This window comes from Agrobacterium sp. 5Ca39, from assembly GCF_055382365.1.
The window spans coordinates 2,555,001-2,581,688 of record NZ_AP026436.1; the positions used below are offsets into that span (position 1 = coordinate 2,555,001).

The 26,688-nt window shown below is 57.8% G+C and carries 20 protein-coding genes, 1 tRNA gene, 2 rRNA genes and 1 riboswitch; of the genes, 17 read left to right on the plus strand and 6 right to left on the minus strand.

Annotated features, from left to right (window positions below; genetic code table 11):
* The 4 genes from ACZ47E_RS12500 (at position 1) to recQ (ending at position 5,684) form a co-directional block, all read left to right on the plus strand.
* Positions 1–2,799, plus strand: a 23S ribosomal RNA gene (locus ACZ47E_RS12500).
* Positions 2,800–3,063: 264 nt separating this feature from the next.
* A 5S ribosomal RNA gene (gene rrf, locus ACZ47E_RS12505) occupies positions 3,064–3,178 on the plus strand.
* 219 nt (positions 3,179–3,397) lie between these two features.
* Positions 3,398–3,474 (plus strand) — tRNA-Met (locus ACZ47E_RS12510).
* A gap of 401 nt (positions 3,475–3,875) precedes the next feature.
* Positions 3,876–5,684 (plus strand): DNA helicase RecQ, encoded by a 1,809-nt coding sequence (gene recQ, locus ACZ47E_RS12515; protein ID WP_278067483.1) that lies wholly within the window; start codon positions 3,876–3,878, stop codon positions 5,682–5,684.
* 50 nt (positions 5,685–5,734) lie between these two features.
* Here recQ and ACZ47E_RS12520 read toward each other — a convergent pair whose 3' ends face one another.
* Positions 5,735–6,967: an ROK family transcriptional regulator gene (locus tag ACZ47E_RS12520; RefSeq protein ID WP_004439004.1), complete on the minus strand. Its 1,233-nt coding sequence runs from the start codon at positions 6,965–6,967 to the stop codon at positions 5,735–5,737.
* A 264-nt stretch (positions 6,968–7,231) separates the two neighbouring features.
* On the opposite strand from ACZ47E_RS12520, the gene ACZ47E_RS12525 reads away from it, so the two are divergent.
* The 8 genes from ACZ47E_RS12525 to nrdF all read left to right on the plus strand — a co-directional run bounded on the left by ACZ47E_RS12525 (position 7,232) and on the right by nrdF (position 15,420).
* On the plus strand, positions 7,232–8,254 hold the full coding sequence (locus ACZ47E_RS12525) for a sugar ABC transporter substrate-binding protein (protein ID WP_004439006.1): 1,023 nt from the start codon (positions 7,232–7,234) through the stop codon (positions 8,252–8,254).
* A gap of 224 nt (positions 8,255–8,478) precedes the next feature.
* The gene (locus ACZ47E_RS12530; RefSeq protein ID WP_004439008.1) at positions 8,479–9,561 is read left to right on the plus strand and encodes an ABC transporter permease; all 1,083 of its coding nucleotides are present in this window, start codon (positions 8,479–8,481) and stop codon (positions 9,559–9,561) included.
* Entirely contained in the window at positions 9,561–10,343 is a 783-nt protein-coding gene (locus ACZ47E_RS12535) for an ATP-binding cassette domain-containing protein (RefSeq protein WP_004439010.1), read from the plus strand. The genes ACZ47E_RS12530 and ACZ47E_RS12535 overlap by 1 nt, the downstream gene beginning before the upstream one ends.
* Positions 10,340–10,969 (plus strand): nucleoside triphosphate hydrolase, encoded by a 630-nt coding sequence (locus tag ACZ47E_RS12540; protein WP_022555336.1) that lies wholly within the window; start codon positions 10,340–10,342, stop codon positions 10,967–10,969. Before ACZ47E_RS12535 ends, ACZ47E_RS12540 begins: the two co-directional genes overlap by 4 nt.
* A 132-nt stretch (positions 10,970–11,101) precedes the next feature.
* A riboswitch (cobalamin riboswitch) is annotated at positions 11,102–11,325 on the plus strand.
* A gap of 298 nt (positions 11,326–11,623) precedes the next feature.
* Positions 11,624–11,845: a glutaredoxin-like protein NrdH gene (gene nrdH / locus ACZ47E_RS12545; RefSeq protein ID WP_004439013.1), complete on the plus strand. Its 222-nt coding sequence runs from the start codon at positions 11,624–11,626 to the stop codon at positions 11,843–11,845.
* Positions 11,846–11,856: 11 nt separating this feature from the next.
* On the plus strand, positions 11,857–12,255 hold the full coding sequence (gene nrdI / locus ACZ47E_RS12550) for a class Ib ribonucleoside-diphosphate reductase assembly flavoprotein NrdI (protein ID WP_004439016.1): 399 nt from the start codon (positions 11,857–11,859) through the stop codon (positions 12,253–12,255).
* A complete protein-coding gene (gene nrdE / locus ACZ47E_RS12555) occupies positions 12,243–14,429 on the plus strand; it encodes a class 1b ribonucleoside-diphosphate reductase subunit alpha (protein ID WP_427832842.1) in 2,187 nt (728 codons plus the stop codon). The genes nrdI and nrdE overlap by 13 nt, the downstream gene beginning before the upstream one ends.
* 16 nt (positions 14,430–14,445) lie before the next feature.
* Complete coding sequence (gene nrdF / locus ACZ47E_RS12560; protein ID WP_004439022.1) at positions 14,446–15,420, plus strand: class 1b ribonucleoside-diphosphate reductase subunit beta; 975 nt, start codon at positions 14,446–14,448, stop codon at positions 15,418–15,420.
* Positions 15,421–15,445: 25 nt separating this feature from the next.
* Here the strand turns inward: nrdF and ACZ47E_RS12565 are convergent, their stop codons facing one another.
* Positions 15,446–16,558: an alpha/beta hydrolase gene (locus tag ACZ47E_RS12565; RefSeq protein ID WP_464016861.1), complete on the minus strand. Its 1,113-nt coding sequence runs from the start codon at positions 16,556–16,558 to the stop codon at positions 15,446–15,448.
* A 152-nt stretch (positions 16,559–16,710) separates the two neighbouring features.
* Between ACZ47E_RS12565 and recF the strand changes: the two genes are divergently transcribed.
* From recF to ACZ47E_RS12580, 3 genes are read left to right on the plus strand one after another with little or no spacing between them, the layout of a single operon-like run.
* Positions 16,711–17,838: a DNA replication/repair protein RecF gene (gene recF / locus ACZ47E_RS12570; protein ID WP_278067122.1), complete on the plus strand. Its 1,128-nt coding sequence runs from the start codon at positions 16,711–16,713 to the stop codon at positions 17,836–17,838.
* A 22-nt stretch (positions 17,839–17,860) separates the two neighbouring features.
* Positions 17,861–18,628 carry a molybdopterin-synthase adenylyltransferase MoeB gene (locus ACZ47E_RS12575; protein ID WP_278067123.1) on the plus strand — a complete coding sequence of 256 codons (768 nt, stop codon included), beginning with the start codon at positions 17,861–17,863 and terminating at the stop codon, positions 18,626–18,628.
* Positions 18,625–19,101 (plus strand): GNAT family N-acetyltransferase, encoded by a 477-nt coding sequence (locus tag ACZ47E_RS12580; RefSeq protein WP_113380824.1) that lies wholly within the window; start codon positions 18,625–18,627, stop codon positions 19,099–19,101. Before ACZ47E_RS12575 ends, ACZ47E_RS12580 begins: the two co-directional genes overlap by 4 nt.
* 67 nt (positions 19,102–19,168) lie before the next feature.
* Here the strand turns inward: ACZ47E_RS12580 and ACZ47E_RS12585 are convergent, their stop codons facing one another.
* The gene (locus tag ACZ47E_RS12585; RefSeq protein ID WP_004439034.1) at positions 19,169–20,173 is read right to left on the minus strand and encodes a 2-hydroxyacid dehydrogenase; all 1,005 of its coding nucleotides are present in this window, start codon (positions 20,171–20,173) and stop codon (positions 19,169–19,171) included.
* 180 nt (positions 20,174–20,353) lie between these two features.
* Between ACZ47E_RS12585 and ACZ47E_RS12590 the strand changes: the two genes are divergently transcribed.
* On the plus strand, positions 20,354–20,887 hold the full coding sequence (locus tag ACZ47E_RS12590) for an SH3 domain-containing protein (RefSeq protein WP_034496360.1): 534 nt from the start codon (positions 20,354–20,356) through the stop codon (positions 20,885–20,887).
* On the opposite strand, the gene ACZ47E_RS12595 is transcribed toward ACZ47E_RS12590, so the two are convergent.
* On the minus strand, positions 20,880–21,872 hold the full coding sequence (locus tag ACZ47E_RS12595) for an adenosine kinase (protein ID WP_004439040.1): 993 nt from the start codon (positions 21,870–21,872) through the stop codon (positions 20,880–20,882). The two genes, ACZ47E_RS12590 and ACZ47E_RS12595, sit on opposite strands and share 8 nt — an antisense overlap.
* Positions 21,873–22,336: 464 nt before the next feature.
* On the opposite strand from ACZ47E_RS12595, the gene ACZ47E_RS12600 reads away from it, so the two are divergent.
* Positions 22,337–23,281, plus strand: a complete 945-nt coding sequence (locus tag ACZ47E_RS12600) for an AEC family transporter (protein ID WP_004439041.1) — start codon at positions 22,337–22,339, stop codon at positions 23,279–23,281.
* Between the two features lie 5 nt (positions 23,282–23,286).
* On the opposite strand, the gene ACZ47E_RS12605 is transcribed toward ACZ47E_RS12600, so the two are convergent.
* Complete coding sequence (locus ACZ47E_RS12605; RefSeq protein ID WP_006699833.1) at positions 23,287–24,303, minus strand: class I SAM-dependent methyltransferase; 1,017 nt, start codon at positions 24,301–24,303, stop codon at positions 23,287–23,289.
* Positions 24,304–24,378: 75 nt separating this feature from the next.
* Complete coding sequence (gene pnp, locus ACZ47E_RS12610; RefSeq protein ID WP_278067124.1) at positions 24,379–26,526, minus strand: polyribonucleotide nucleotidyltransferase; 2,148 nt, start codon at positions 26,524–26,526, stop codon at positions 24,379–24,381.
* Between the last annotated feature and the right edge of the window lie 162 nt (positions 26,527–26,688).

The following is a 26,688-nucleotide window of genomic DNA, read 5'->3' on the forward strand; positions in this document are numbered from 1 at the left end:
GAAGAAGTGAATTAAGGGCATTTGGTGGATGCCTTGGCATGCACAGGCGAAGAAGGACGTGATACGCTGCGAAAAGCCGTGGGGAGCTGCGAATAAGCTTTGATCCATGGATCTCCGAATGGGGCAACCCACCTTAAATGCTTGGAAAATCCAGTCTGTTTTAACGAACGGCCTGGGTTTCCAAGCATTGTGATAAGGTATCTTACTTTCGAATACATAGGGGTAAGAAGCGAACGCAGGGAACTGAAACATCTAAGTACCTGCAGGAAAGGACATCAACCGAGACTCCGCAAGTAGTGGCGAGCGAACGCGGACCAGGCCAGTGGCAATGATGAATAAAGCGGAACGATCTGGAAAAGTCGGCCATAGAGGGTGATAGCCCCTTACGCGTAGAACAGTCATTGTCCTTGAGTAGGGCGGGACACGTGAAATCCTGTCTGAACATGGGGAGACCACTCTCCAAGCCTAAGTACTCGTGCATGACCGATAGCGAACAAGTACCGTGAGGGAAAGGTGAAAAGCACCCCGACGAGGGGAGTGAAATAGAACCTGAAACCGGATGCCTACAAACAGTCGGAGCCCGCAAGGGTGACGGCGTACCTTTTGTATAATGGGTCAACGACTTAGTGTAACTAGCAAGCTTAAGCCGGTAGGTGTAGGCGCAGCGAAAGCGAGTCTGAACAGGGCGATTGAGTTAGTTGCATTAGACCCGAAACCGAGTGATCTAGCCATGAGCAGGCTGAAGGTTGGGTAACACCAACTGGAGGGCCGAACCCATAACTGTTGCAATAGTTCGGGATGACTTGTGGCTAGGGGTGAAAGGCCAATCAAACTCGGAAATAGCTGGTTCTCCGCGAAATCTATTTAGGTAGAGCGTCGACCGAATACCCTCGGGGGTAGAGCACTGGATGGGCTATGGGGACTCACCGTCTTACTGATCCTAACCAAACTCCGAATACCGAGGAGTACTAGTCGGCAGACACACGGCGGGTGCTAACGTCCGTCGTGAAAAGGGCAACAACCCTGACCTCCAGCTAAGGTCCCCAAGTCATGGCTAAGTGGGAAAGGATGTGAGGATCCCAAAACAACCAGGATGTTGGCTTAGAAGCAGCCATCATTTAAAGAAAGCGTAACAGCTCACTGGTCTAAATAAGGGTCTTTGCGCCGAAAATGTAACGGGGCTAAAGCCATGCACCGAAGCTGAGGATTTGCAGCAATGCAAGTGGTAGCGGAGCGTTCCGTAAGTCTGTGAAGGCGGACCCGTGAGGGCTGCTGGAGATATCGGAAGTGCGAATGTTGACATGAGTAACGATAAAGGGAGTGAGAGACTCCCTCGCCGAAAGACCAAGGGTTCCTGCTTAAAGTTAATCTGAGCAGGGTTAGCCGGCCCCTAAGACGAGGCGGACACGCGTAGTCGATGGGAACCACGTTAATATTCGTGGGCCTGGTGGTAGTGACGGATCTCGTGTGTTGTTCAACCTTATTGGATTGGTTGGGCGGCGAAGAGGTTCCAGGAAATAGCTCCACCGTATAGACCGTACCCGAAACCGACACAGGTGGTCAGGTAGAGTATACCAAGGCGCTTGAGAGAACTATGTTGAAGGAACTCGGCAAATTGCACGCGTAACTTCGGAAGAAGCGTGACCCTTTTGTACGCAAGTATGATGGGGTGGCACAGACCAGGGGGTAGCGACTGTTTATCAAAAACACAGGGCTCTGCGAAGTAGCAATACGACGTATAGGGTCTGACGCCTGCCCGGTGCTGGAAGGTTAAAGGGAGGGGTGCAAGCTCTGAACTGAAGCCCCAGTAAACGGCGGCCGTAACTATAACGGTCCTAAGGTAGCGAAATTCCTTGTCGGGTAAGTTCCGACCTGCACGAATGGCGTAACGACTTCCCCGCTGTCTCCAACATAGACTCAGTGAAATTGAATTCCCCGTGAAGATGCGGGGTTCCTGCGGTCAGACGGAAAGACCCCGTGCACCTTTACTATAGCTTTACACTGGCATTCGCCAAGGCATGTGTAGGATAGGTGGTAGGCTTTGAAGCAGGGACGCCAGTTTCTGTGGAGCCATCCTTGAAATACCACCCTTATCTTCGTGGATGTCTAACCGCGGTCCGTTATCCGGATCCGGGACAGTGTATGGTGGGTAGTTTGACTGGGGCGGTCGCCTCCGAAAGAGTAACGGAGGCGCGCGATGGTTAGCTCAGACCGGTCGGAAATCGGTCGTCGAGTGCAATGGCATAAGCTAGCCTGACTGCGAGACTGACAAGTCGAGCAGAGACGAAAGTCGGTCATAGTGATCCGGTGGTCCCGTGTGGAAGGGCCATCGCTCAACGGATAAAAGGTACGCCGGGGATAACAGGCTGATGACCCCCAAGAGTCCATATCGACGGGGTTGTTTGGCACCTCGATGTCGACTCATCGCATCCTGGGGCTGGAGCAGGTCCCAAGGGTATGGCTGTTCGCCATTTAAAGCGGTACGTGAGTTGGGTTCAGAACGTCGTGAGACAGTTCGGTCCCTATCTGCCGTGGGTGTAGGAATATTGACAGGATCTGTCCCTAGTACGAGAGGACCGGGATGGACGTATCTCTGGTGGATCTGTTGTCCTGCCAAGGGCATAGCAGAGTAGCTATATACGGAATGGATAACCGCTGAAGGCATCTAAGCGGGAAACCAACCTGAAAACGAGTGTTCCCTATCAGAGCCGTGGAAGACGACCACGTTGATAGGACGGGTGTGGAAGCACAGCAATGTGTGAAGCTTACCGTTACTAATAGCTCGATCGACTTCTTCGTTCCCATTGTTCATGCTCATCAAGCGAAGCTTGATGATCTGTTCTGTCTTCACGCTGACGTGGCCTTCGGCCACTACGCTGCAGACGGCGCGCCAAACGATTGGCGACGGACTAGCGTCCTGTATGGGCGCCACGCTCGACCTCGAGCAAGGCAACATACGGATAAGTCACAGAAACGACGTGTAAATTAAATAGAGCCTTGAGCTCTCCAGCTTCTCGAAAACAACGTTCATGTGAAAACATGAACAATGTTGCGTTTTGCCGACCTGGTGGTTATCGCGGGGCGGCTGCACCCGTTCCCATTCCGAACACGGCCGTGAAACGCCCCAGCGCCAATGGTACTTCGTCTCAAGACGCGGGAGAGTAGGTCGCTGCCAGGTCTGCAAAACGCATCAAAATCTTCTCATCACATCCCTCGGCCCAGCCGAAAAAAAAGGGCCGCCAAAAGCGGCCTTTTGCAGTTTAAGACAAAACTTAAGGAAAACGCCAAGTGCGTCCCTTACAGGAGATAAATTGCTCCGCAATTTACTCCGGCAAAGATCCGTCGTCGCTAAAGCAACGACGTAACCGCGACATTCGGCCTTGCCGAATGCGCTGGACGCGGGGTGGAGCAGCCCGGTAGCTCGTCAGGCTCATAACCTGAAGGCCGCAGGTTCAAATCCTGCCCCCGCAACCAAAATTACGAAGAAAGTAAACACGAAAGCCCTCTCCCAAAAGAGGGCTTTCTTGCGTTTCGGGCATAGCATAACACTAGCACAAATCCGCCCCCGAGCACGCGCGCAAGTGGATGCACCCAAACACAGTCGAACAATCCGAAAACAACCCGGCTTCACAAAGTCTCGGATGCACCCTGGCCCGAAGCCGTGCAATCTGAAGCCATACAGGAAGCCGCTCGTTCCAGGCGTCCCTCCGGGGAGGACCCGACCGGATGGCTTGTGATGTTGGCGTGCCTCAAGCGGTTTCTGTACGCCAACGCCTGACACCGCTTCTGTCTTAGCGGCCAATTCCACATTCGGGATTGCCATGGAACCGAAACTGGCGATGATGCGCCATCCTCGAGACACAGAAGAAGAAGCCGTGAACGACGATCCGTTGCAAATCCTCAAGACCGTTTACGGCTATGACAGCTTCCGTGGGCGACAGGCGGAAATCATTCGGCATGTCATGGCTGGAAACAACGCCTTCGTGCTGATGCCGACGGGTGGCGGAAAGTCACTGTGTTACCAGATTCCGGCGCTCGCCCGCAAAGGCATGGGGCTGATCGTCTCGCCGCTGATCGCGTTGATGGTCGATCAGGTGGCGGCGCTTCGGCAGGCCGGCGTGCGGGCCGAGGCACTCAACTCCGACCTTTCGCCAGAAGAGCGGCGTGCGCTCTGGCAGGCCATGCGCTCCGGAAATGTCGATATTCTCTATGCTGCGCCGGAAACCCTTCTCAAACCGGAGGTTCTCGAGGCACTTCAATCCATTGATCTGTCGCTAATCGCTGTCGACGAGGCTCACTGCCTTTCGCAATGGGGGCACGACTTCCGTCCGCCCTATCGCCAACTCGATCTGCTTATCGAGCGTTTTCCGAAGACGCCGCGCATGGCGCTGACGGCGACAGCCGACGAGCCTACCCGCGCCGAGATCCTCGGCCATCTGGATATCAAAGAGGACGATGCCTTCATCGCGGGTTTCGATCGTCCCAATATCCGCTACGCGATCATGGAAAAGGATAATCCCCGCGCTCAGATCAAACGTTTTCTGAAAGACCGGGAAGACCAAAGCGGCATCGTTTACTGCCTGTCGAAACGCAAGGTCGAGGAAACGGCCGCCTGGCTGCGCGAAGAAGGACGTGACGCACTGCCTTATCATGCCGGCATGGACAAAGCCGCGCGGGAGGAGAACCAGACCCGTTTCCAGCACGGCGAAGCCGTCATCATCGTCGCGACGGTTGCCTTCGGCATGGGCATCGACAAACCGGACGTACGTTTTGTCGTCCATATTGATCTGCCCGGCAGCATTGAAGCCTATTATCAGGAGACCGGCCGCGCAGGCCGTGATGGTCTCCCGTCCGACGTGCTCATGCTCTACGGTTATGAAGACATTGCGTTGCGTAATCGTTTCATCGAGGAATCGGACGCCGCGGATCAGCGCAAACATATGGAGCGGCAGAAGCTGGATGCGCTGCTCGGTCTTGCGGAGACGGCAAGCTGCCGCAGGCAGATATTGCTTTCCTATTTCGGCGACAGATGCGAGCCATGCGGCAATTGCGATACATGCACAGAGCCGCCGGATCTGTTCGACGGTGCCATAGCCGCACAAAAACTGCTTTCCTGTATTTACCGCACCGGAGAAAGATTCGGACAAGCCTATGTCATCCGCGTCCTGCTGGGCCTCGAAGACGAAAAGATTTCCCGATTCGGGCATGATCGCATAACCACTTATGGCATCGGTAAGGAGCACGACAATCGCACTTGGCGCGCCATTCTTCGCCAGCTGGTCGCGTTGCGACTGATTGATGTCGATTTGTCCGGACATGGCGGATTGTCCATTTCCGCCGACGGGAGGCAGTTCCTGCGTGAAAAACCGTCGCTGATGCTGAGAATACCATCTGCGCCCCGTGCAGCCCGGCAGCAGGCGCCGCGAAACGCCGCATCTGCCGCCCTGCCAGACGCTGACCGCGGCCTCTTCGAGGTTCTGCGCGCAAAACGCATGGAAATCGCCCGCGCACAGAACGTTCCGCCTTATGTGATTTTTCACGATAAGACGCTCATCGAGCTTGCCGCCGCAAAACCTGTCTCCGTGAAGGATATGGCGCAGATTCCAGGCGTGGGGGATACCAAACTGGAACGTTACGGTCCGGCCTTTCTTGAGGCGATCATGCAGCATGCCGCCAGCGACTGACCGGCCGACACCCAGAGGAAATCCCGCCGGAATAAGTCACATGAGCCGGGTCAGCCGGTCGTGTCTTTAAACAGAACGTTCTGATCGATGAGGTAGCGAGAAAACAAGGGCAGGCTGGCGCCACCGATTGCACGCGCCTGGCTGCCGACGGCGCCTTCGACGATCTCCGGCAGCGTGACGCCCTGAAGATCGTGGCGTTTGAGCGCCTCCCGGGTGGCCGCAACGATCCTTGTCCTGACCCAGTCCGGAAAGCCGCCATCAATGATGACGCTGGAAAAATCGATGATGGATGCTGCGGCGATGACAGCCTGGGCTAGGGCTGCCGCAGTTTTTCCGATCCAGCTTTCCAGCGGCTCGCCAAAATCGATCCATTCGTCGGGCGAGAACCAGAGGGGTCGCGGATCGATGCCCCTTTCGCGCAGCATGTTCTCAAGAACGAAGATGGATGCGATTTTGAGGAGCTGAACGGTATTACCATCCTCCCCCTGGACGGGCAGTGGGCCGATTGCGCCTGCGGTACCGGTCTTTCCGGAAAACAGCGCTGAATTCAGGACCACGCCGCCGCCTATGAAGGAGCCGATAAAGACGTAGAGAAAATCGGTATAATTCTGGCCCGCACCAAATACCAGTTCAGCACCGCAGGCGCTGGTTGCGTCATTCTGCAGAAACACCGGGTAGCTGACGTTTTCGGCGATGCCCGCCCGAATATCGACATCCCGCCACCGTTCCATCTCAATCTGCGGCGCCCCGACCTCCTGCGCCCAGTTCCAGAGTTCGAACGGGGCGGCGATACCCACACCGGCTATTTTCTGCCGTTCTGCGGGGGAAAGCTTCGATTCCAGTTCCGCCATACCCTCGATCACGAAGGGCAATATCCATTCCGGTAGCGGATAGGGGTAGGTCCTGCGGAGCTTGAGCCTGATGTGGCCGACAAAATCCATCAACACCAGATCGACGCTGCGCCGGCCGATCTTGACGCCGAAGGAGAACACGGCGTCGGGATTGAGGCGCATTGGGGTCGATGGTTGGCCGACCCTGCCGCGCAGCCTTTCGCCGCGAATGAGAAGCCCGTCCTTTTCGAGTGAGCGCATGATAACCGAAACGGTCTGCGCGGAGAGACCGCAAAGTCTGGCAATTTCGGCTTTTGACAACCCGCCATGGCGGCGAACGAGGGAGAGCACAAGCCGCTCGTTATAAGCGCGCACACCGATCTGGTTGGCGCCACCGCTCATATCCATGGTAGTGGGCGGCGCTTGCTGCGCCGTCTCGACAGATTGTCTCATAATGTCATCCTCCCGCCTTCCATATCTGCCGCGGCCGATACAGCTGGCTTTATGGCAATCTTGCTATCGCAACGTAAACGTCATTGGCGATATTCCTCCATGCCGGGCCTCAGAATGCCACACAGAATTAATAATTCAATCGGATTTATTTATTGACAGCCGTTTCCTTTGGTGGTTCCATCGGAGCTAACGATCATTGTTCTCGGAGGAGACGAGATCGTCGGGTAGCCGAATAGGTGCTCAAATATCCATTGGGAGGATCTCATGAAGACCACTGTTTCCGCTCTTCTGGGCGCGCTTGCGCTTGGCGTTTCTTTCGCTTCCGCCGCTTCCGCCGCCGACACATCTGTTTGCCTCATAACCAAGACCGACACCAATCCATTCTTCGTCAAGATGAAGGAAGGCGCGACTGCCAAGGCCAAGGAGCTTGGTGTGACGCTGAAATCCTACGCAGGCAAGATCGACGGCGATTCCGAAAGCCAGGTCGCAGCGATCGAGACCTGCATCGCCGATGGCGCCAAAGGTATTCTGATCACAGCATCGGATACCAAAGGCATCGTTCCGGCCGTGCAAAAGGCACGTGATGCGGGGCTTCTGGTCATTGCCCTCGACACGCCTCTGGAGCCTGTCGATGCCGCTGATTCCACCTTTGCCACCGACAATCTTCTGGCTGGCGAGCTGATCGGTAAGTGGGCCGCCGGCACGCTGGGCGACAAGGCCAAGGACGCAAAAATCGCCTTCCTCAACCTCACCCCTTCCCAGCCGACTGTGGATGTGCTGCGCAACCAGGGCTTCATGAAGGGCTTTGGCATTGATGTGAAGGACATCAACAAGATCGGTGACGAGAACGACCCGCGTATCGTCGGCCACGATGTCACCAATGGTAACGAGGAAGGCGGCCGTGCGGCGATGGAGAATCTGCTGCAGAAGGACCCGACCATCAATGTCGTCCACACCATCAACGAACCTGCGGCTGCCGGCGCTTATGAGGCGCTGAAGGCCGTCGGCCGTGAAAAGGACGTGCTGATCGTTTCCGTCGATGGTGGTTGCCCGGGCGTCAAGAACGTCGCGGAGGGCGTTATCGGCGCGACCTCGCAGCAATATCCGCTGCTGATGGCGGCGCTTGGCGTCGAAGCCGTCAAGAAGTTTGCGGACACGGGTGAAAAGCCGAAGCCGACAGCAGGCAAGAACTTTGTCGACACCGGCGTGACGCTGGTAACCGACAAGCCGGTCAAGGGCCTCGACTCGATCGATACGAAGGAAGGTCTCAACAAATGCTGGGGCTGATGCCTCACCGTTGAAACCCGCGGGGGCATTCGTGCCCCCGCCCTTGGGCCAGAATGAATATCAGGCACGATCCGGGGGATCGGACAAAGGAATAAACGAGCGCGTTGCGCGCCCTTCGGGGATGACAAAGGCCGCTTCAACACTTTGAAATCTACGCATCACTCTCTTTGGAGATAGACCTCGGTGTCAGGGCGGATGCGATGGAGCGATCGGGAGGAAAATCCATGAGCGATCAGCCGGTGCGGGCTCAGCCGCATAATGAATTTGAAAAAGTGCTCTCCGGAAGTTCGACGCAGGTCGCCGCTTTCGATACGCACGACAAGAGCGCGCTGGAAAAATTCCAGCACTTTCTCCATTCCAGCCCGGCAGCCGTGCCGCTTATCGTTCTGGTGCTGTCGCTGATTATTTTCGGCCTGCTCCTCGGCGGCAAGTTTTTCTCGGCCTTTTCGCTGACCCTCATCCTGCAGCAGGTCGCGATCGTCGGCATCGTCGGCGCGGCACAGTCGCTGGTCATCCTGACGGCGGGCATCGACCTTTCGGTCGGCGCGATCATGGTTCTGTCCTCGGTCGTCATGGGGCAGTTCACTTTCCGTTACGGTCTGCCAGCGGAGCTCTCCATTCTCTGTGGTCTCGCCGTTGGCGCATTTTGCGGCTTCATAAACGGCGTTCTGGTTTCGCGCATGCGCCTGCCGCCTTTTATCGTCACGCTTGGCATGTGGCAGATCGTGCTCGCGACCAACTTCCTCTATTCCGCAAATGAGACGATCCGGGCTCAGGACATTGCCCAGCAGGCACCGATCCTGCAATTTTTCGGCGCCAATCTTCGTATAGGCAATGCGGTCTTCACCTACGGCGTCATCGCCATGGTTCTGCTTGTTGCTCTGCTCTGGTATGTCCTGAACCGCACCGCCTGGGGCCGCCATCTTTATGCCGTGGGTGACGATCCGGATGCCGCAGAGCTCGCCGGTGTCAATGTCAAACGTATGCTGACCACTGTTTACACCCTGTCAGGCCTCATCTGCGCCTTTGCCGGTTGGGCTCTCATCGGCCGCATCGGGTCGGTTTCGCCGACTGCTGGCCAATTCGCCAATATCGAATCCATCACGGCGGTGGTTATCGGCGGTTTATCACTGTTCGGTGGACGCGGCTCCATCATGGGCATGATCTTCGGCGCCCTGATCGTCGGCGTCTTTTCGCTCGGCCTCAGGCTTATCGGGACAGACCCGCAATGGACCTATTTGTTGATCGGCGTCCTCATCATCTTGGCTGTCGCAATCGACCAGTGGATCAGAAAGGTAGCAGGCTGATGACAAAAGAACCCATTCTCACAGCACGCAATCTCGTTAAGCGCTATGGCCGTGTAACGGCCCTGGATCACGCCGATTTCGATCTCTATCCGGGCGAAATCCTGGCCGTGATCGGCGACAACGGCGCCGGAAAATCCTCTCTCATCAAGGCGATTTCAGGCGCGGTTACGCCCGATGAGGGGGAAATCCGGCTGGAGGGCCAGCCTGTGCAGTTCCGTTCGCCGATTGAGGCGCGCAAGGCGGGTATTGAAACCGTCTATCAAAACCTGGCCTTGTCTCCTGCACTTTCCATAGCCGACAATATGTTTCTTGGCCGGGAAATCCGTAAGCCCGGCATACAGGGCAGCCTCTTCCGCGCGCTGGATCGTCCGGCCATGGAAAAATTCGCCCGCGAAAAACTGTCGGAACTCGGCCTGATGACGATCCAGAACATCAATCAGGCGGTGGAAACCCTCTCGGGCGGTCAGCGCCAGGGCGTCGCCGTGGCACGTGCAGCCGCCTTCGGTTCCAAGGTCGTGATCCTCGACGAACCGACTGCCGCGCTTGGGGTCAAGGAAAGCCGCCGTGTCCTGGAACTTATTCTCGACGTGCGTTCCCGCGGCCTGCCGATCGTTCTGATTTCGCATAACATGCCGCATGTTTTCGAGGTTGCCGACCGCATCCATATCCATCGGCTTGGCAAGCGCCTGTGCGTCATTAATCCGAAGGACTATTCCATGTCGGATGCCGTCGCCTTCATGACCGGCGCCAAGGAAGCACCGAAGGAAACGCTTGCCGCATGACGCTGAAGCTTGAGACGATCGTCGAAGAGGTTCTTCAGCGGGCAGAAGGCCACTCCCGTTTCATCGTCGCGATTGCCGGTCCCCCTGGGGCCGGCAAATCCACGTTGGCGGATGCTCTTTGCGACGCCTTGCGCGCACGGGGCGAAACGGCCGCCATTCTGCCCATGGACGGCTTCCATATGGACAATGGCATCCTCGAAGAGCGAGGACTGCTGCCAAGGAAGGGTGCGCCGGAAACATTCGATGTGCGTGGCTTCCTCGATATCGTCTCCGCCGTTCGCAAGGGCGGGCAGGAGGTGCTTGTCCCGGTGTTTGATCGCTCCCGTGAAATCGCCATTGCGTCTGCCCGTGCGATTGCTCCGGAAACACGCTTCATCCTCGCCGAGGGCAATTATCTGCTGCTGAACGAAGCGCCCTGGACAAACCTTTCCGGAAGCTTTGATCTCACTATCTTCGTGGGTCCGTCCGTCGCGGTGCTGGAAGAGAGGCTGCGAAACAGATGGCTGGGTTATGGTCTCGATGCAGCTCAGATCCACGCCAAGCTTTTCGCAAACGATCTTCCCAACGGGAAGAGGGTGATCGAAAACGCCCGTCCCGCCGATATCCATATCGATATCTGGGAATAGATTAAGATCTTCATCTCCCGCGCGGTGTGTCCGGCCTGCCGTTAAGTCATTGTTGACCATGCGTTGAATCTTTTTGATCCACAGGGCGGGGCTTTTGTGTGTCTATTTATTGACGAGAAAATTTCCTCATATACTATATGTGGTGTTCGAGGTTCTTCCGATTCGCAAGGATTGGGAGCTAAGACGGGAATTCGGTGCGTGACGCCATCGTGGTGAAGCAAGGCCGAAACTGCCCCCGCAACTGTAAGCGGCGAGCATCGTTCCGATTTGAGTCACTGGAGCTGAGCGCTCCGGGAAGGCCGGAATAGATGTTGTGACCCGCAAGTCAGGAGACCTGCCTTGAGCGCAAACGTCCACGGGCGGGGTGTCCGGAGGAAGGTGTAGACGCAGATGATTTGCGTGCGCCCTTTTCTGCCCCCTCCAGAACAAGCTTCGGGGTGAAGTCATGCCAGTGCATATTTTTGAGTTGCTACGCTCGTCTGCGTAGGGAGTGATTTTTCTGCGGCTTTCAGCAGTTCCAGGAGAACCCAGTCGGATTTCCCAAGGAAACTCCGAGAGAGCACGCCCCACCTGAATGACAAAACCACCGCCGCCCGATTGCGATTGCAATCGGCAACGCTTTGCCGCGTCCAAAATGGCTTCGAAAGGGAAATTATGACCATCACCGTTTACAGCAAACCCGCCTGCGTCCAGTGCACCGCCACCTATCGCGCACTCGACCGCATAGGCGTTCCCTATGAGATCGTCGATATTTCCGAAGATGCTGACGCTCTCGATCATGTCCGTGGTCTCGGTTACATGCAGGTTCCGGTGGTGGTTGCCGGTGAACGCCATTGGGCGGGGTTCCGGCCGGACATGATCGGCTCGATCGGCTGAGGCGGCAGGCGATGGGTCTGATCGTCTATTATTCCAGTCGTTCCGAAAACACCCATCGTTTCCTTCTGAAACTGGGGCGGCGGTTGCTTCGCCTGCCGCTCGGCGCTGAGGATGACGTGCCTCAGGTGTCGGAACCCTATGTGCTCGTCACGCCCACCTATGGCGGCGGCGGCACCAAGGGTGCCGTGCCGAAGCCGGTCATCCGGTTTTTAAACGAGCCCTCCAACCGCAATCTCATTCGCGGCGTCATCGCGGCGGGAAACACCAATTTTGGCGCAGCTTTCGCATCCGCCGGAGATATCGTCTCGCGCAAATGCGCAGTGCCGTTTCTCTATCGCTTCGAGCTTCTCGGCACTGAGGAGGATGTCGCCAACGTCAAACATGGATTGGAACGATTTTGGACACGCTGACCGCTAGCGCGCTGCGCAAGGACACCAAACAGCCAACAGCCGCAAGCCAGACGCCGCTCGATGCAGGCCTGGACTACCACGCGCTGAACGCGATGTTGAACCTTTATGACGAGAACGGAAAAATCCAGCTCGACAAGGATCGTCTTGCTGCCCGTCAATATTTCCTCCAGCACGTCAACCAGAACACGGTGTTTTTCCATAACCTCAGGGAAAAGCTCGATTATCTGGTAGCGGAGGGCTACTACGAACAGGAGGTGCTGGACCAGTATTCCTTCAATTTCGTTCGTGACCTCTATGACGAGGCCTATGCCCGGAAGTTTCGCTTTCCGACCTTCCTCGGTGCGTTCAAATATTACACCTCCTACACGCTGAAGACTTTCGACGGAAAACGTTATCTGGAGCGTTACGAGGATCGCGTCTGCATGGTGGCGCTTTCCCTTGCGCGCGGTGATGAGCAGCTGGCACGCAATCTGGTCGACGAGATCATTTCCGGCCGCTTCCAGCCGGCGACCCCGACGTTCCTGAACGCGGGCAAGAAGAGCCGCGGCGAGCTGGTCTCCTGTTTCCTGCTGCGCGTGGAAGACAATATGGAAAGCATCGGCCGCTCCATCAATTCGGCGCTGCAGCTCTCCAAGCGTGGTGGCGGCGTTGCCCTTTCACTGACCAATATTCGCGAGGCTGGCGCGCCGATCAAACAGATCGAAAACCAGTCCTCCGGTGTCATACCCGTGATGAAGCTACTGGAAGATTCGTTTTCCTATGCCAACCAGCTCGGCGCCCGCCAGGGCGCGGGTGCTGTCTATCTGCATGCCCACCACCCCGACATCATGCGTTTCCTCGATACCAAGCGTGAAAACGCCGACGAAAAAATCCGCATCAAGACCCTGTCGCTCGGCGTTGTCATCCCCGACATCACCTTCGAGCTCGCCCGCAACAACGAGGATATGTATCTGTTCTCCCCCTATGATGTGGAGCGGGTCTACGGCGTGCCCTTCACCGAAATCTCGGTGACGGAAAAATACCACGAGATGGTCGCCGACAGCCGCATCCGCAAGAAGAAGATCAAGGCGCGCGAATTCTTCCAGGTGATCGCCGAAATCCAGTTCGAGAGCGGTTATCCCTACATCATGTTTGAGGATACGGTGAACCGCGCCAATCCGATTGCCGGTCGCATCAGCATGAGCAATCTCTGCTCGGAAATCCTGCAGGTCAGCGAAGCGAGCGCGTTCAACGCCGATCTCTCCTATAGTCACATGGGCAAGGATATTTCCTGCAATCTCGGTTCATTGAATATCGCCGCGGCAATGGATTCGGCCGATTTCGGGAAGACCATTGAAACCTCCATCAGGGCACTGACGGCGGTGTCGGACATGAGCCATATCTCCTCCGTTCCGTCTGTTGAAAAGGGAAATGACGAAAGCCATGCCATCGGGCTCGGTCAGATGAACCTGCACGGTTATCTGGCGCGCGAGCGCATCTTTTATGGCTCGGAGGAAGGCATAGATTTCACCAATATCTATTTCTACACCGTGACGTATCACGCTATCCGCGCCAGCAACCGGCTGGCGGTGGAAAGAGGCCAGAGCTTCAAGGGCTTTGAAAACTCCCAATATGCCTCGGGCGAATATTTCGACAAATATACCGACCGGGAATGGTTGCCCGCGACGGAAAAGGTCCGCGACTTGTTCGAAAAGGCCGGTATCGCCATTCCGACGCAGGAAGACTGGAAGGTCTTGAAGCAGGAGGTCATGGCATCAGGCCTCTATAACCAGAACCTTCAGGCCGTGCCGCCGACAGGCTCGATCTCCTATATCAACCACTCCACATCCTCCATTCATCCGATCGTCTCGAAGATCGAAATCCGTAAAGAGGGCAAGATCGGCCGAGTTTATTACCCGGCTTCTTATCTCTCGAACGACAATCTCGAGTATTACCAGGATGCCTATGAGATTGGCCCTGAAAAGATCATTGATACCTACGCGGCGGCTACCCAGCATGTCGATCAGGGCCTGTCTCTGACGCTGTTCTTCCGTGATACGGCCACGACCCGCGACATCAACCGGGCACAGATTTATGCCTGGAAGAATGGCATCAAGACCATCTACTACATCCGTTTGCGCCAGATGGCGCTGGAAGGCACGCAGGTTCAGGGCTGCGTTTCCTGCACGCTCTGATTTGAGGGAAAAGTCCATGAACATCGCCGTAAAACCCGTGTCCCGCATCCGCGCGGTCAACTGGAACCGCATCGAGGACGACAAGGACCTGGAAGTCTGGAACCGCCTGACCTCGAATTTCTGGCTTCCGGAAAAAGTGCCGCTTTCCAACGACATCCCCTCCTGGGGAACACTGAGGCCCGAGGAGCAGAAACTGACGATCCGTGTCTTCACCGGCCTGACATTGCTGGACACAATCCAGAACGGCGTCGGCGCGGTGCGCCTGATGGCAGATTCGGCAACACCGCATGAGGAGGCGGTTCTCTCAAACATTTCATTCATGGAAGCGGTGCACGCCCGTTCCTATTCATCGATCTTCTCGACGCTCTGCCTCACGCCTGACGTCGATGATGCCTATCGCTGGTCGGAGGAAAACGAGTTCCTGCAGCGCAAATCCGCACTCATCATGCGGGAGTATGACAGCGGCGATCCGCTGAAGAAAAAGATCGCCAGCGTCTTTCTGGAAAGCTTCCTGTTCTATTCCGGCTTCTACCTGCCGATGTTCTGGTCAAGCCGCGCCAAGCTTACCAACACGGCGGACCTGATCCGCCTCATCATCCGCGACGAGGCCGTGCACGGCTATTATATCGGCTACAAGTTCCAAAGGGCGGTAGACCGCCTTAATGAAAACGAAAGGCAGGAGATCAAGGATTTCGCCTTCGACCTGCTTCTTGAGCTTTACGATAACGAGGCAAAATATACCGAGGACCTCTATGACGGCGTCGGCCTGACCGAGGACGTCAAGCAGTTCCTGCACTACAACGCCAATAAGGCCCTGATGAATCTGGGTTACGAGGCACTGTTTCCCGCCGAGGCTTGCCGGGTCAATCCGGCGATCCTTTCAGCGCTCTCGCCCAACGCGGATGAGAACCACGACTTCTTCTCCGGCTCCGGCTCGTCCTACGTCATCGGCAAGGCGGTCGCGACCGAGGACGAAGACTGGGACTTCTGAAACCTTTGGGTAACCCGCAGTATTTTTACTGCGGGTTCACCACCTGGCTGGCAAGCCGGAAGGGGCTCGATACGGTCGCGCCGATAGCATCGAACACGAAAGCGCCCGCACGGCCGATGCCGTTTTGTCCATTGCCGTTGCGGCTTGCCTCCAGCTGCGGCACGAGTGACGCCAAAGCAGCATAGCGGTCGTGGTTGAGCGGGTCCGACGCCTTCAGCTTGGAAATATCCACGAACTGAACGCCCTCCTTGAGGGCGGCGTCCTGCACCTTCGGATCCGTGACGTCAAGTGCGCCGATCCGCGTGACGTCTGCGCCCAGTATGGAGGAGGCTTTCAGGGCGCGGTCGTCCTTGGAAACCAGAACGGTGAGCGGCGGGTTGAGCCGGCCAACCACCTCGATCTGTTTGCGGAAGACATCGGCATCGATGTCGGGCGCGGCAAGAACCACCTGCAGCTTGGCAATAACGTCGCTTCGCCCCTCGAAACGCAATTGGCGTAGCGCTTCCATGACCAGCCAGCCGCCCATGCTATGGCCGAAAACGACAATGTTCTTGCGTGGAGAACGGCGTGTGAGGTCTGTCAGCAGATTGGCGAGTGCGTCACGGGAGTAGGTCGCCGATTCCTTGTCGGCAACGTAGCCGGCGACATTCGCCTGCGAGGGCCAGGAAAATACCAGCGGCACACCATCCAGATTGGCATCGGCTGCCATCTGCGCTGCCCGGAAAAGCGCTTCCTGATAGCTGTAATTATAGCCATGCACGAAAAGCGCAATCTGCTTGCCGGAGCGGGTGATATCTCCGAGGTCATCGTTGAAACGAGCCTTGCTCAACATCTGCGCCTGCGTGACGACAAAATCCTTCTTCGCGTCGGGTTTGCCGGTCGACCACTCAATTTTTCCGCTCTTGTGGGTGGGTGGTATCGAAATGTCGAAGCGGGCATAATTCGGTTCGGCCGCTCTGAGCGCACTGAAGCCCTTTTTGGCCTCCTCGCTTCTTTCGCGCGTGCTTGCCACATAGGCGGTCACGATTTTGGCATCCTTCGCCCTGGTGTCGACCGCTTGCAGCACGTCCGCTCCCGGCCGTCCGGCGCAGGAGGAAAGAAGACCGAGCATGATGAAAAGAGGCAGAAGGAGACGCATGGAAGAGTTACCGGTGATAACGAACCGGCTATAAATAGCCGCCCGCTAAAAAAGTTGCCACTACTGAATAATTCGCATGGTTTCGGCGCTAGGCAATAAACATGGGCAAGAGCCGCCTTGCCATCGGGGCAGCTTCGTTTTAGGCCGTAACCATGACGAACAAGGTCTCGCTTTCCCGACTGAAACTCACGGACTTCCGCAACTACGCGGCGGCATCGCTTTCCCTGGATGAACGCCATGTGGTGCTGACCGGCGACAATGGGTCCGGCAAGACCAACCTTCTGGAGGCGGTGTCGTTTCTGTCGCCCGGACGCGGACTTCGCCGCGCGGTCCTGTCCGACGTCACACGCGTGGGTGCGGAAGCCACCGGCTTTTCTATTTTCGCAGATGTCGATGGCATGGATGGCGAGGTCGCGATCGGCACGGGGATTGAAGGCGATGGCGAGGTGGTGTCGCGCCGGCTGCGGCTGAACGGCACGGCAGTCAAATCCGTCGATGAATTGACCGACCATCTGCGTGTCCTGTGGCTCACCCCCGCCATGGACGGCCTTTTTACAGGCTCATCGTCTGACCGCCGGCGTTTCCTTGACCGGCTTGTGCTATCGCTTGATCCCGCCCATGGTCGACGCGCCAGCGATTTTGACAAAGCGATGCGTGGGCGTAACAGACTGCTTTCCGAGGGCCGTTTTGATCCGGTCTGGCTGGATGGTATCGAAAAGCAGATGGCTGAACTCGGCATCTCCATGGCGGTTGCCCGTTATGAGATGCTCGGCCTGCTCCGGAGTTTGATCGAAGGGCGGACGGGCGATGCGGCCTTCCCCTCAGCGATGCTGTCGCTTTCCGGCTTTATGGATGATGGCCTGAACCGTCCCGCCGTCGATCTGGAAGACGAATATGGCTTGATGCTGCGTGAAGGTCGCTACCGGGACGCCGCCGCCGGGCGCACGCTTGATGGGCCGCACCGTGTCGATCTCTTCGTGCGGCATGCGGAAAAGGACATGGAAGCCGAACGCTGTTCGACCGGGGAGCAGAAGGCGCTGCTGGTGGGTCTGGTGCTCGCGCATGCGCAGCTGACCGCCAACATGACGGGTTATGCACCGGTTCTGCTGCTGGACGAGATTGCCGCTCATCTGGACGAGGGCAGGCGGGCGGCCCTGTTCGATCTCATCCACGCGCTGGGGGGACAGAGTTTCATGACTGGAACGGATGCGGCCATGTTCTCCGCCCTTGGCGAGCGGGCACAATTCTTCAATGTATCCCACGGGAGCATCACCGCATGAAGGCAAAGAGAGGGAGTGCGACATGGACCCGCTGAGCCCGGAAGAAATAGAACGCTATAAACGCCATATCCTGCTGCCGGAAATCGGCGGTGCAGGCCAGCAACGGCTGAAGGCCGCGCGCGTGCTGGTCATCGGGGCGGGTGGTCTTGGCGCGCCGGTGCTTCATTATCTCGCCGCCGCCGGGGTCGGCACACTCGGCATGATCGACGATGATGTCGTGTCTCTCTCCAACCTTCAGCGCCAGGTGATCCACGATAGCGGGACGATTGGCGAGCAGAAGACGGAAAGTGCCCGAAAGGCCATCGCTCGCCTTAACCCTCATGTGCGTACAATCGTGTATGAAGGCCGCTTTTCGCAGGTCTGGGCGCATGATCATTTGCAATCCTTCGATCTCCTGATTGACGGATCGGACAATTTCGACACGCGATATTCCGCAGCGGACACGGCGGAAACGGCAAAAAGGCCGCTGGTGACGGGCGCCGTTGGCCGGTTTGATGGCTCTGTGACGGTGCTGAAGCCCTATGAGACAAATGCCGAAGGCACGTTGCTACCCGGCTATCGTGACCTGTTTCCCGAGCCGCCGCCGCAGGGCCTCATCCCGAATTGTGCGGAAACAGGGATTGTCGGCGCGCTGACCGGCGTTATCGGCACGCTGATGGCCATGGAGGCGATCAAGCTGATCACCGGTGCCGGCGAACCGCTGATTGGCCGTCTGCTCCTCTATGACGCCCTATCGGCGCGTTTCGAAACAGTGCGATACAAGCGGCGTCAAGGGACAAAGAAAACATGATGGAAATCAAAAGAATTGGGGACGACTTCGACCGCTGGCATGAATTGCTGGCGCTTATCATGACGTCCTTCGCTTACATGGATGGCGTCATCGACCCACCATCTTCAGCCCATCGCCTGACGCCTGAAAATCTCGCCGAAAAGGCAAGGGCGGAGATTGCTTTCGTGGTTTTGGACGGGAATGAACTGCTGGGCTGCCTTTTCTGCAGGCCGGAGCCGCCATCCTGTCTTTACGTCGGCAAATTGTGCGTTTCCCCGAAAGCGCAGGGAAAGGGCATCGGTAAAATGTTGCTGGCGCAAGCCGAGGCCTTGGCCCGTGAACTGGCGCTGCCGGCGCTACGGCTGGAAACTCGGATTGAGCTTGTCGCCAATCATGCAAAGTTCGGGGCTTGGGGTTTCGTCAAGACGGCAGAAAATGCCCATGCGGGATATGATCGCACGACCTCGATCGAGATGACCAAGATCCTCGGCTGAAGCGACTTCCCTCCGGCGCGATTGACAAGAACCGGGAGGTCCGATCTTCGGGCCTCTGTCTCAGAACTCAGTTTCGCCCGGGCAGCACCCGGTTCGGCGGGCGGTGACCATCGAACAGCGTGCGGATATTGATGATGACCTTGTCACCCATCTCGATGCGGCCTTCGATTGTCGCTGAACCCATATGTGGAAGCAGCACCACCTTGCCTTCCTTGGCAAGCTTGATGAGCTTGGGGTTCACCGCAGGCTCGTTCTCGTAGACATCCAGTCCAGCGCCGGCGATCTTGCCCTCGCGCAGGCACTGGATCATCGCTGCCTCATCGATGATGTCGCCGCGCGCGGTATTGACGATGTAGCTCGTCGGCTGCATCAGCGCGAGTCGCCGGGCGGAAATCAGGTGATAGGTCGCGGGCGTCGAAGGGCAGTTGACCGAAACGATGTCCACCCGCGCCAGCATCTGGTCGAGACTGTCCCAATAGGTCGCTTCGAGCTCCGCCTCCGTCGCCGGATTGACGCGTTTGCGGTTGTGATAGTGAATGGAAAGCCCGAAAGCCTTGGCGCGCCGCGCCACCGCGGTGCCGATGCGGCCCATCCCGACAATACCGATACGCTTGCCGGAAATGCGCCGTCCCAGCATCCAGGTTGGTGACCAGCCGAGCCACTCATCCGCGCCATTGGCAAGCACGCGTGTGCCCTCGATCATGCGGCGCGGTACGGCCAGCACCAGCGCCATGGTGATATCGGCGCTGTCCTCGGTCAGTACGTTGGGCGTGTTCGTCACGGTGATGCCCTTGCGGGCCGCGGCGTCCACATCCACATGGTCGATGCCGTTGGAGAAACTCGCGATCAGCTTCAGCTGCGGTCCAGCCTGCTCGATCATCGGGGCGGTAATGCGATCGGTGACCGTTGGCACCAGCACGTCCACCCGCTGCATGGCGGCGACCAGTTCTTCCTCGCTGCGCGGAGTGTCATCGATATTGAGTTCTGCGTCGAAAAGTTCGCGCATTCGGGTTTCGACGACATCAGGCAATTTGCGGGTGATATAGACTGTCGGTCTCTTCTTGGGGGTCATCGTTTGCCGCTGCCTTGTTCAGAAGTCATTAACCAGAAAGAGCGATAATTTCTTTCAATCAGGGCGTTTCTACCAGACCCACCGGCGAAGACAAACAAAACTCGCTGAAGCTTGAGGCATGTGGAAACGAGCCTCCTTAAATATCATCCGGTTTGCAGAAGGCGGGAAACGGAAATGGGCATGCGCAGTGTGGTTTCTATTGTTTGCATTGCATTGTCTTTGGGCCTCCTCGGTGCGGCAACCGACGCCATGGCGCAGGGCGCCGCGAAAGGCGCCAGCGGCCTGCCGCTGCCGCGTTTCGTCAGCCTGAAATCCAAACGCGTGAACATGCGCATCGGTCCGAGCACGGATTACGCCGTGTCATGGATGTATCTGAAATCCGGGATGCCGGTCGAGATCATCCAGGAATATGAAAACTGGCGGCGCATCCGTGATGCCGATGGGACGGAAGGCTGGGTCAACCAGGCCCTCCTCTCCGGTGAGCGCACGGCCGTCGCTGCCCCATGGATGCGCGGCAAGGGCAAGGAAGTCTATGTCAACATGCGTCGCGAGGCGCAGTCCGGCGCAGCCGTCGTCGCACGGCTTGAGCCGGGCGTGGTCTTCAGGATCGGCGAATGCAATGGGGACTGGTGTCGCGCCGAGGCCGGTCAGGCCTCGGGCTGGGTTTCGCAGGGCGAAATCTGGGGTGCTTACCCGGGTGAAGCCTTTAAATAAGGCCGTGCTTCTCGCCAAGCGCCTTCAGCGATGACATGGGACGAGGCCCGACCTGCTGAATGACAGCGGCAGCCGCAAGGCAGCCAAGCTTGCCGCAATCTTCGAGCGACCGGTCCTGCGTATAACCGAACAGGAAGCCGGCGGCGAAAAGATCGCCCGCACCCGTCGTGTCGACCACGTCATGCACCGGATAGGCATCCACCTTTACGCGTTCCGTGCCGCGCAGGATAACCGCGCCTTCTTCGCTCATCGTCACCGCCGCGATCTTGCAGTCGGCGGCGATCCTGGTCAGCGCAAGCTCGAAGTCGTCGGTTTCATAAAGGGAAAGCGCTTCCTGCTTGTTGGCGAAAACGATATCCACTGTGCCGGAGCGCATCAGATCGAGAAACTCCTCACGGTAACGGCCGACGCAGAAACTGTCGGAAAGCGTCATGGAAACTTCGCGGCCGTTTTCATGAGCAATGCGGGCGCATTCGCGGATCGCATCCTTGGCGCGCGGCGGATCCCACAGATAACCCTCGAAATAGGTGACCTTGGTCTGCGCCACCACGTCATCTTCCACATCCTCAGGGCCCAGATCGACGCAGGCGCCGAGATAGGTGTTCATCGAACGCTCGCCATCTTCGGTCACGAAGATCATCGAACGGGCCGTTGGCGGAAAGGTGCCTTGCGGCTTGGTTTCGAAATAAACGCCCTGAGCGCGGATGTCGTGCTGGAAGATTTCGCCGAGCTGGTCTTCCGCCACCTTGCCGAAATAGGCAGCCTTGCCGCCGAAATTCGCCACACCCGCCGCCGTATTGCCAGCGCTGCCGCCGGAGGCTTCGAGAGCCGGCCCCATCAGCGAATAAAGCAGCTCTGCCCGTTCTGCGTCTATGAGGTTCATCGCCCCTTTGGTAATGGCATTGTCGTTGAGAAAGCGGTCATCGCAGCGGGAAATGATGTCGACGATGGCATTGCCGACAGTCAGTACGTCAAATTTCGTCATTGGCCCTATCCGGTTCGCACGGGGTGTGCGTCTTTTTTCAAAGGTCTTAAACATTTCTGGCTGCAAGAAAAGCCTAAAGCGGAAATATGCGGTTCTGCGCGAAAGAAGAAAACGCGTCATTTGCCTGTAATATGGTTAAGCTATCTCTGCGACCAGAGCAGAGGTGTGTGAATGCGTACCGAAGTGGAAGACATGAGGTCTTCTGGCTCAACCGTTATCTCCGCCACGGATGTACTGGCGGCATATAACGGACATAAAAGGCGGGGGAGACCCCGCTTTTTCTTTTAGGCAGACGTCACCATCGCATGGGCCGGACGCCCGCCCGGTAGATGTGGTGCGAAGGCTGCCCAGCCTTCCATGCCGCGATTAAAACCGGAACATGAAGCGTTTTCGCGATTCCATTCCGGCCGAAAAGGCTCTAAAGCGGAGTATCCTCCCGCAAAAGCCGCGAAAGCTTTCCCTCCATGTCTGCCGTTGCCGCGAATGTCGCCCCGATTTTCATTCTCATCCTGATCGGCTGGTTGACCGTGAGAGCTGGCCTCTTCCGGGCAGACGCAGGAGAGATCTTGAGCGACTTCGTCTTCAAGATCGCCGTGCCGACCTTGATTTTCCGCACCCTTGCGGAAGCGAATTTCCACGGTGCCTCGCCGTTCCGGCTCTGGCTCACTTATTTTGCTGGCGTGGCCGTCACCTGGACAGTCGGGCATATCGTCACCCGCCATGTGTTCAAGCAGGATGTCCGCATCGCCGTCATTGCCGGCATCTCCTCGGCCTTTGCGAATAATATCTTCATTGGCCTGCCTCTTGTCGGTCGCTCCGTGGGCGACGAAGGGCTGGTTGCCCTTTCCATCCTGCTCGCCATCCACCTGCCGGTCATGATGATCGCCGGCACGATCCTGATGGAAAATGCAACGCACAAGGCAATCGGTGGAGAAAAGCGCAGCACGGCCGCGGTCTTCAAGCAGGTCGGCAGAAATCTCGTCACCAATCCTCTTGTGATTGGCCTCGTCATAGGGCTTTCGACCAACGTTTCCGGTCTGGCGCTGACGCCTGTCCTGAAAACAGTGGTGGATCAGATCGCCTCCATGGCAGGACCCGCAGCCCTGATCTCGCTGGGCATGGCGCTGACGAAATACACCATCCGCGGCAATATGGGCATTGCCGTCACCATGACTTTTTTTAAACTGCTGCTCCTGCCAGCCTGTGTCTGGGCCATGGGCCACGTACTTGGGCTAAGCCGTGAATGGACGGCGGCGCTTGTCCTCACCTCGTCGGTGCCAACGGGCGTGAATGCCTGGCTCATCGCCAACCGTTTCGGCATCGGCCACAGCGTTGCGGCCTCAACCATCAGCATATCCACGGCGACCGGTGTCCTTTCCGTGTCGCTATGGGCCTGGCTATTGAGCTGATTTTCTTACTTCTGCGCGCTCAGAATCTTGAAGCGGGCATTTCGGCATACTTCCGTGCTGGTGCGGAATTCTGCTGCCAGCACCGGCTCATAGGGCAGCCCGCGATTGGCGACCATCAGCAACTTGCCACCGCTGCGCAGCGCCCCGGCCGCAGCCTTGATGAAGGCCTGACCCAGCGCCGGCTCTGCCGCCTGTCCACTTGAATGGAAAGGCGGGTTCATGATGATGAGGTCGTATTTCTCCTTCGGCGGCTCGTTTGCCAGATCCTGCCAGAAGAAACGCGCCGTCAGGCGAGGGTTGTTTTCGAGAAGATTGGTCTTGGCGAATTCGAGCGCATTCCAATCCGCTTCGAACAGATCGATACGGGCCGTGCGCGGCGATTTTTCCGCCAGCATGATGGAGAGATAACCCCAGCCGGCGCCGAAATCGGCAGCATTGCCGTCGAAATCGGTCGGCAGGCGCGATGCGAGCAGTTCCGAACCATCATCCACGCGGTCATGCGAGAACATGCCGGGAAGGGCGGTGAAGCGGCCTTCCACCGTCACGGGCTTCTGAGCAAGTTTCGACACGACGGCAGAGATATCGTCCGGCCGTTTGAACCACAGGGCGACGCCGTGATATTTCGGCGTCGAGTCCACCTCGATGCCGAGCTTTGTCAGCGTCTTACGCAGCGTCAGAATACCGTCTTCCTTCGATCCGGCTGCGACGATCAGGCCGCCGGCCTTCACCCGGGAAAGCGCTTCAGCGACACGGTTTTCATTTTCGCCGCGGTGTTTGCCGCAAAGCAGCAGCGCCGCATCGTAATCTTCGCCCGAAATATCCGGAGTGACCTTTGCACCCTGAGCCTCAAGAGCGCGATAGAGCGGCCGAAGATGCTGAACCGCGACGATTTCCGCGTCGAAACCGTCGAGCCGCGGACCCGCCTCCGCTCCCAGAAAAAGAACGCGTTCGCCGTCTTTCGGCATGGCAAGCATGTCAGAGGCAAAGGGATGGAAAAGGGTTTTTACGGCGTCACGGCTCATGGGAGCATCCTCACGGTAGAATAGAAAAAAGGCGCGGGCAAAACCCGCGCCTCGACAGGATCTGGTGGCGCGGCCTTATTCGGCAGCGGCTTCACCGTCTTCCTTCTTCTTGTCGGCAACGATTTCCTTGCCGCTTTCCTGGTCGACAACCTTCATGGACAGGCGAACCTTGCCACGCTCGTCAAAGCCCATCAGCTTGACCCAGACCTTGTCGCCTTCCTTGACGACGTCGGAGGTCTTGGCAACACGCTCGGAAGCGAGCTGCGAGATGTGGACGAGGCCGTCACGGGCGCCGAAGAAGTTGACGAAAGCGCCGAAGTCGGCGGTCTTGACAACCGTGCCTTCATAGATGGCGCCGACTTCCGGTTCCGCAACGATGGAGTGGATCCACTTGCGGGCCGCTTCGATTTCCTTGCCGGAAGAAGAAGCGATCTTGACGGTGCCGTCGTCTTCGATGTTGATCTTCGCGCCGGTCTTTTCGACGATTTCGCGAATGACCTTGCCGCCGGAGCCGATGACTTCACGGATCTTGTCGACCGGGATGTTCATCACTTCGATGCGCGGCGCAAATTCGCCGAGCTGACCGCGGCTCTCGGTGATGGCGTTGGCCATTTCGCCGAGAATGTGCTTGCGGCCACCCTGTGCCTGCTCCAGAGCGATCTTCATGATCTCTTCGGTGATACCGGCGATCTTGATGTCCATCTGCAGCGAGGTGATGCCGTCAGCCGTACCTGCGACCTTGAAGTCCATGTCGCCGAGGTGGTCTTCGTCACCGAGGATGTCGGAAAGAACCGCGAAACGGTCGCCTTCGAGGATGAGGCCCATGGCGATACCGGCAACCGGCTTGGCAAGCGGAACGCCTGCGTCCATCAGCGCCAGCGAGGTGCCGCAAACCGTTGCCATCGACGAGGAGCCGTTGGATTCGGTGATTTCGGAAACGACGCGCAGCGTGTAGGGGAACTGTTCGGCAGTCGGCAGCATCGGACGGATAGCGCGCCATGCGAGCTTGCCGTGGCCGATTTCACGACGGCCCGGAGAGCCCATGCGGCCTGTTTCACCGACCGAGTAGGGCGGGAAGTTGTAATGCAGCAGGAAGCGTTCCTTGTACATGCCGGTGAGGCTGTCGACATACTGCTCGTCTTCGCCGGTGCCGAGGGTCGCAACAACGATCGCCTGGGTTTCACCGCGGGTGAAGAGCGCCGAACCGTGCGTGCGCGGCAGAATGCCGACTTCGGAAACGATCGGGCGAACGGTCGACAGGTCGCGGCCGTCGATGCGGCTCTTGGTGTCGAGAACGTTCCAGCGAACAATCTTGGCCTGAAGGTGCTTGAAGACAGCGCCGATTTCTTCCGGCGTGTACTTGGCTTCGCCTTCTTCCGGCAGGAAGTGCGCCTTTACCTTAGCCTTGACGGCGTCGACGGCGGCGTAACGGGCGGCCTTTTCGGTGATCTTGTAAGCGTCGCGCAGTTCAGCTTCGGCGAGTGCCAGCATCTCGTTTTCGAGAGCGGAAAAATCTTCCGGTTCGAATTCGCGCGGTTCCTTGGCGGCAACTTCGGCGAGCTTGATGATCGCATCGATAACGGGCTGGAAACCGCGGTGACCGAACATGACCGCGCCGAGCATGACGTCTTCGTTGAGTTCCTTGGCTTCCGATTCCACCATCAGGACGGCGTCCTGCGTGCCGGCAACAACCAGGTCCAGAACCGACTCATCCATCTCGTCGAGATGCGGGTTCAGAACATATTCGCCGTTGATGTAGCCAACGCGCGCGCCGCCGACCGGGCCCATGAAGGGAACGCCGGAAAGCGTGAGCGCCGCGGATGTGGCGATCGTGGAGAGGATGTCAGGATTGTTTTCCAGGTCGTGTTGGATAACGGTGACGACAACCTGGGTGTCGTTCTTGTAACCTTCAGGGAAGAGCGGACGGATCGGGCGGTCGATCAGGCGCGAGACCAGCGTTTCGTTTTCGCTCGGACGGCCTTCACGCTTGAAGTAACCACCGGGGATCTTGCCGGCTGCGTAGGTCTTTTCCTGATAGTTGACCGTCAGCGGGAAGAAATCCTGACCCGGCTTCGGAGACTTAGCGGAAACCACAGTCGCGAGAACCATGGTCTCGCCGTAGGTTGCGATGACGGCGCCATCAGCCTGACGGGCAACCTTGCCGGTCTCGAGCTTCAGCGGGCGGCCTGCCCATTCGATTTCCACGGAGTGTTGATTGAACATATCTTGTCCTTGGTTGTGGCTGCCCGCTCGGTCATCGTGACCGGCCGTGGCAGCGCTGTGACTCAATCACGGGCAAGACAGCGGGAGGCTTGGGCAGGCAAGCATCCGGCAATCCTGCCCCATGACAGGTCTGCGGTTGAAAAAGGCGGCACCGGCCCATCC

What these genes read in the sequence shown, in the direction of transcription:
- ACZ47E_RS12520 (WP_004439004.1), bottom strand. Translation starts at nt 6,967, where the DNA reads ATGAGACAATCTGTCGAGACGGCGCAGCAAGCGCCGCCCACTACCATG.
- ACZ47E_RS12525 (WP_004439006.1), top strand. Translation starts at nt 7,232, where the DNA reads ATGAAGACCACTGTTTCCGCTCTTCTGGGCGCGCTTGCGCTTGGCGTT.
- ACZ47E_RS12530 (WP_004439008.1), top strand. Translation starts at nt 8,479, where the DNA reads ATGAGCGATCAGCCGGTGCGGGCTCAGCCGCATAATGAATTTGAAAAA.
- ACZ47E_RS12535 (WP_004439010.1), top strand. Translation starts at nt 9,561, where the DNA reads ATGACAAAAGAACCCATTCTCACAGCACGCAATCTCGTTAAGCGCTAT.
- ACZ47E_RS12540 (WP_022555336.1), top strand. Translation starts at nt 10,340, where the DNA reads ATGACGCTGAAGCTTGAGACGATCGTCGAAGAGGTTCTTCAGCGGGCA.
- nrdH (WP_004439013.1), top strand. Translation starts at nt 11,624, where the DNA reads ATGACCATCACCGTTTACAGCAAACCCGCCTGCGTCCAGTGCACCGCC.
- nrdI (WP_004439016.1), top strand. Translation starts at nt 11,857, where the DNA reads ATGGGTCTGATCGTCTATTATTCCAGTCGTTCCGAAAACACCCATCGT.
- nrdF (WP_004439022.1), top strand. Translation starts at nt 14,446, where the DNA reads ATGAACATCGCCGTAAAACCCGTGTCCCGCATCCGCGCGGTCAACTGG.
- ACZ47E_RS12565 (WP_464016861.1), bottom strand. Translation starts at nt 16,558, where the DNA reads ATGCGTCTCCTTCTGCCTCTTTTCATCATGCTCGGTCTTCTTTCCTCC.
- recF (WP_278067122.1), top strand. Translation starts at nt 16,711, where the DNA reads ATGACGAACAAGGTCTCGCTTTCCCGACTGAAACTCACGGACTTCCGC.
- ACZ47E_RS12575 (WP_278067123.1), top strand. Translation starts at nt 17,861, where the DNA reads ATGGACCCGCTGAGCCCGGAAGAAATAGAACGCTATAAACGCCATATC.
- ACZ47E_RS12580 (WP_113380824.1), top strand. Translation starts at nt 18,625, where the DNA reads ATGATGGAAATCAAAAGAATTGGGGACGACTTCGACCGCTGGCATGAA.
- ACZ47E_RS12585 (WP_004439034.1), bottom strand. Translation starts at nt 20,173, where the DNA reads ATGACCCCCAAGAAGAGACCGACAGTCTATATCACCCGCAAATTGCCT.
- ACZ47E_RS12590 (WP_034496360.1), top strand. Translation starts at nt 20,354, where the DNA reads ATGCGCAGTGTGGTTTCTATTGTTTGCATTGCATTGTCTTTGGGCCTC.
- ACZ47E_RS12595 (WP_004439040.1), bottom strand. Translation starts at nt 21,872, where the DNA reads ATGACGAAATTTGACGTACTGACTGTCGGCAATGCCATCGTCGACATC.
- ACZ47E_RS12600 (WP_004439041.1), top strand. Translation starts at nt 22,337, where the DNA reads ATGTCTGCCGTTGCCGCGAATGTCGCCCCGATTTTCATTCTCATCCTG.
- ACZ47E_RS12605 (WP_006699833.1), bottom strand. Translation starts at nt 24,303, where the DNA reads ATGAGCCGTGACGCCGTAAAAACCCTTTTCCATCCCTTTGCCTCTGAC.
- pnp (WP_278067124.1), bottom strand. Translation starts at nt 26,526, where the DNA reads ATGTTCAATCAACACTCCGTGGAAATCGAATGGGCAGGCCGCCCGCTG.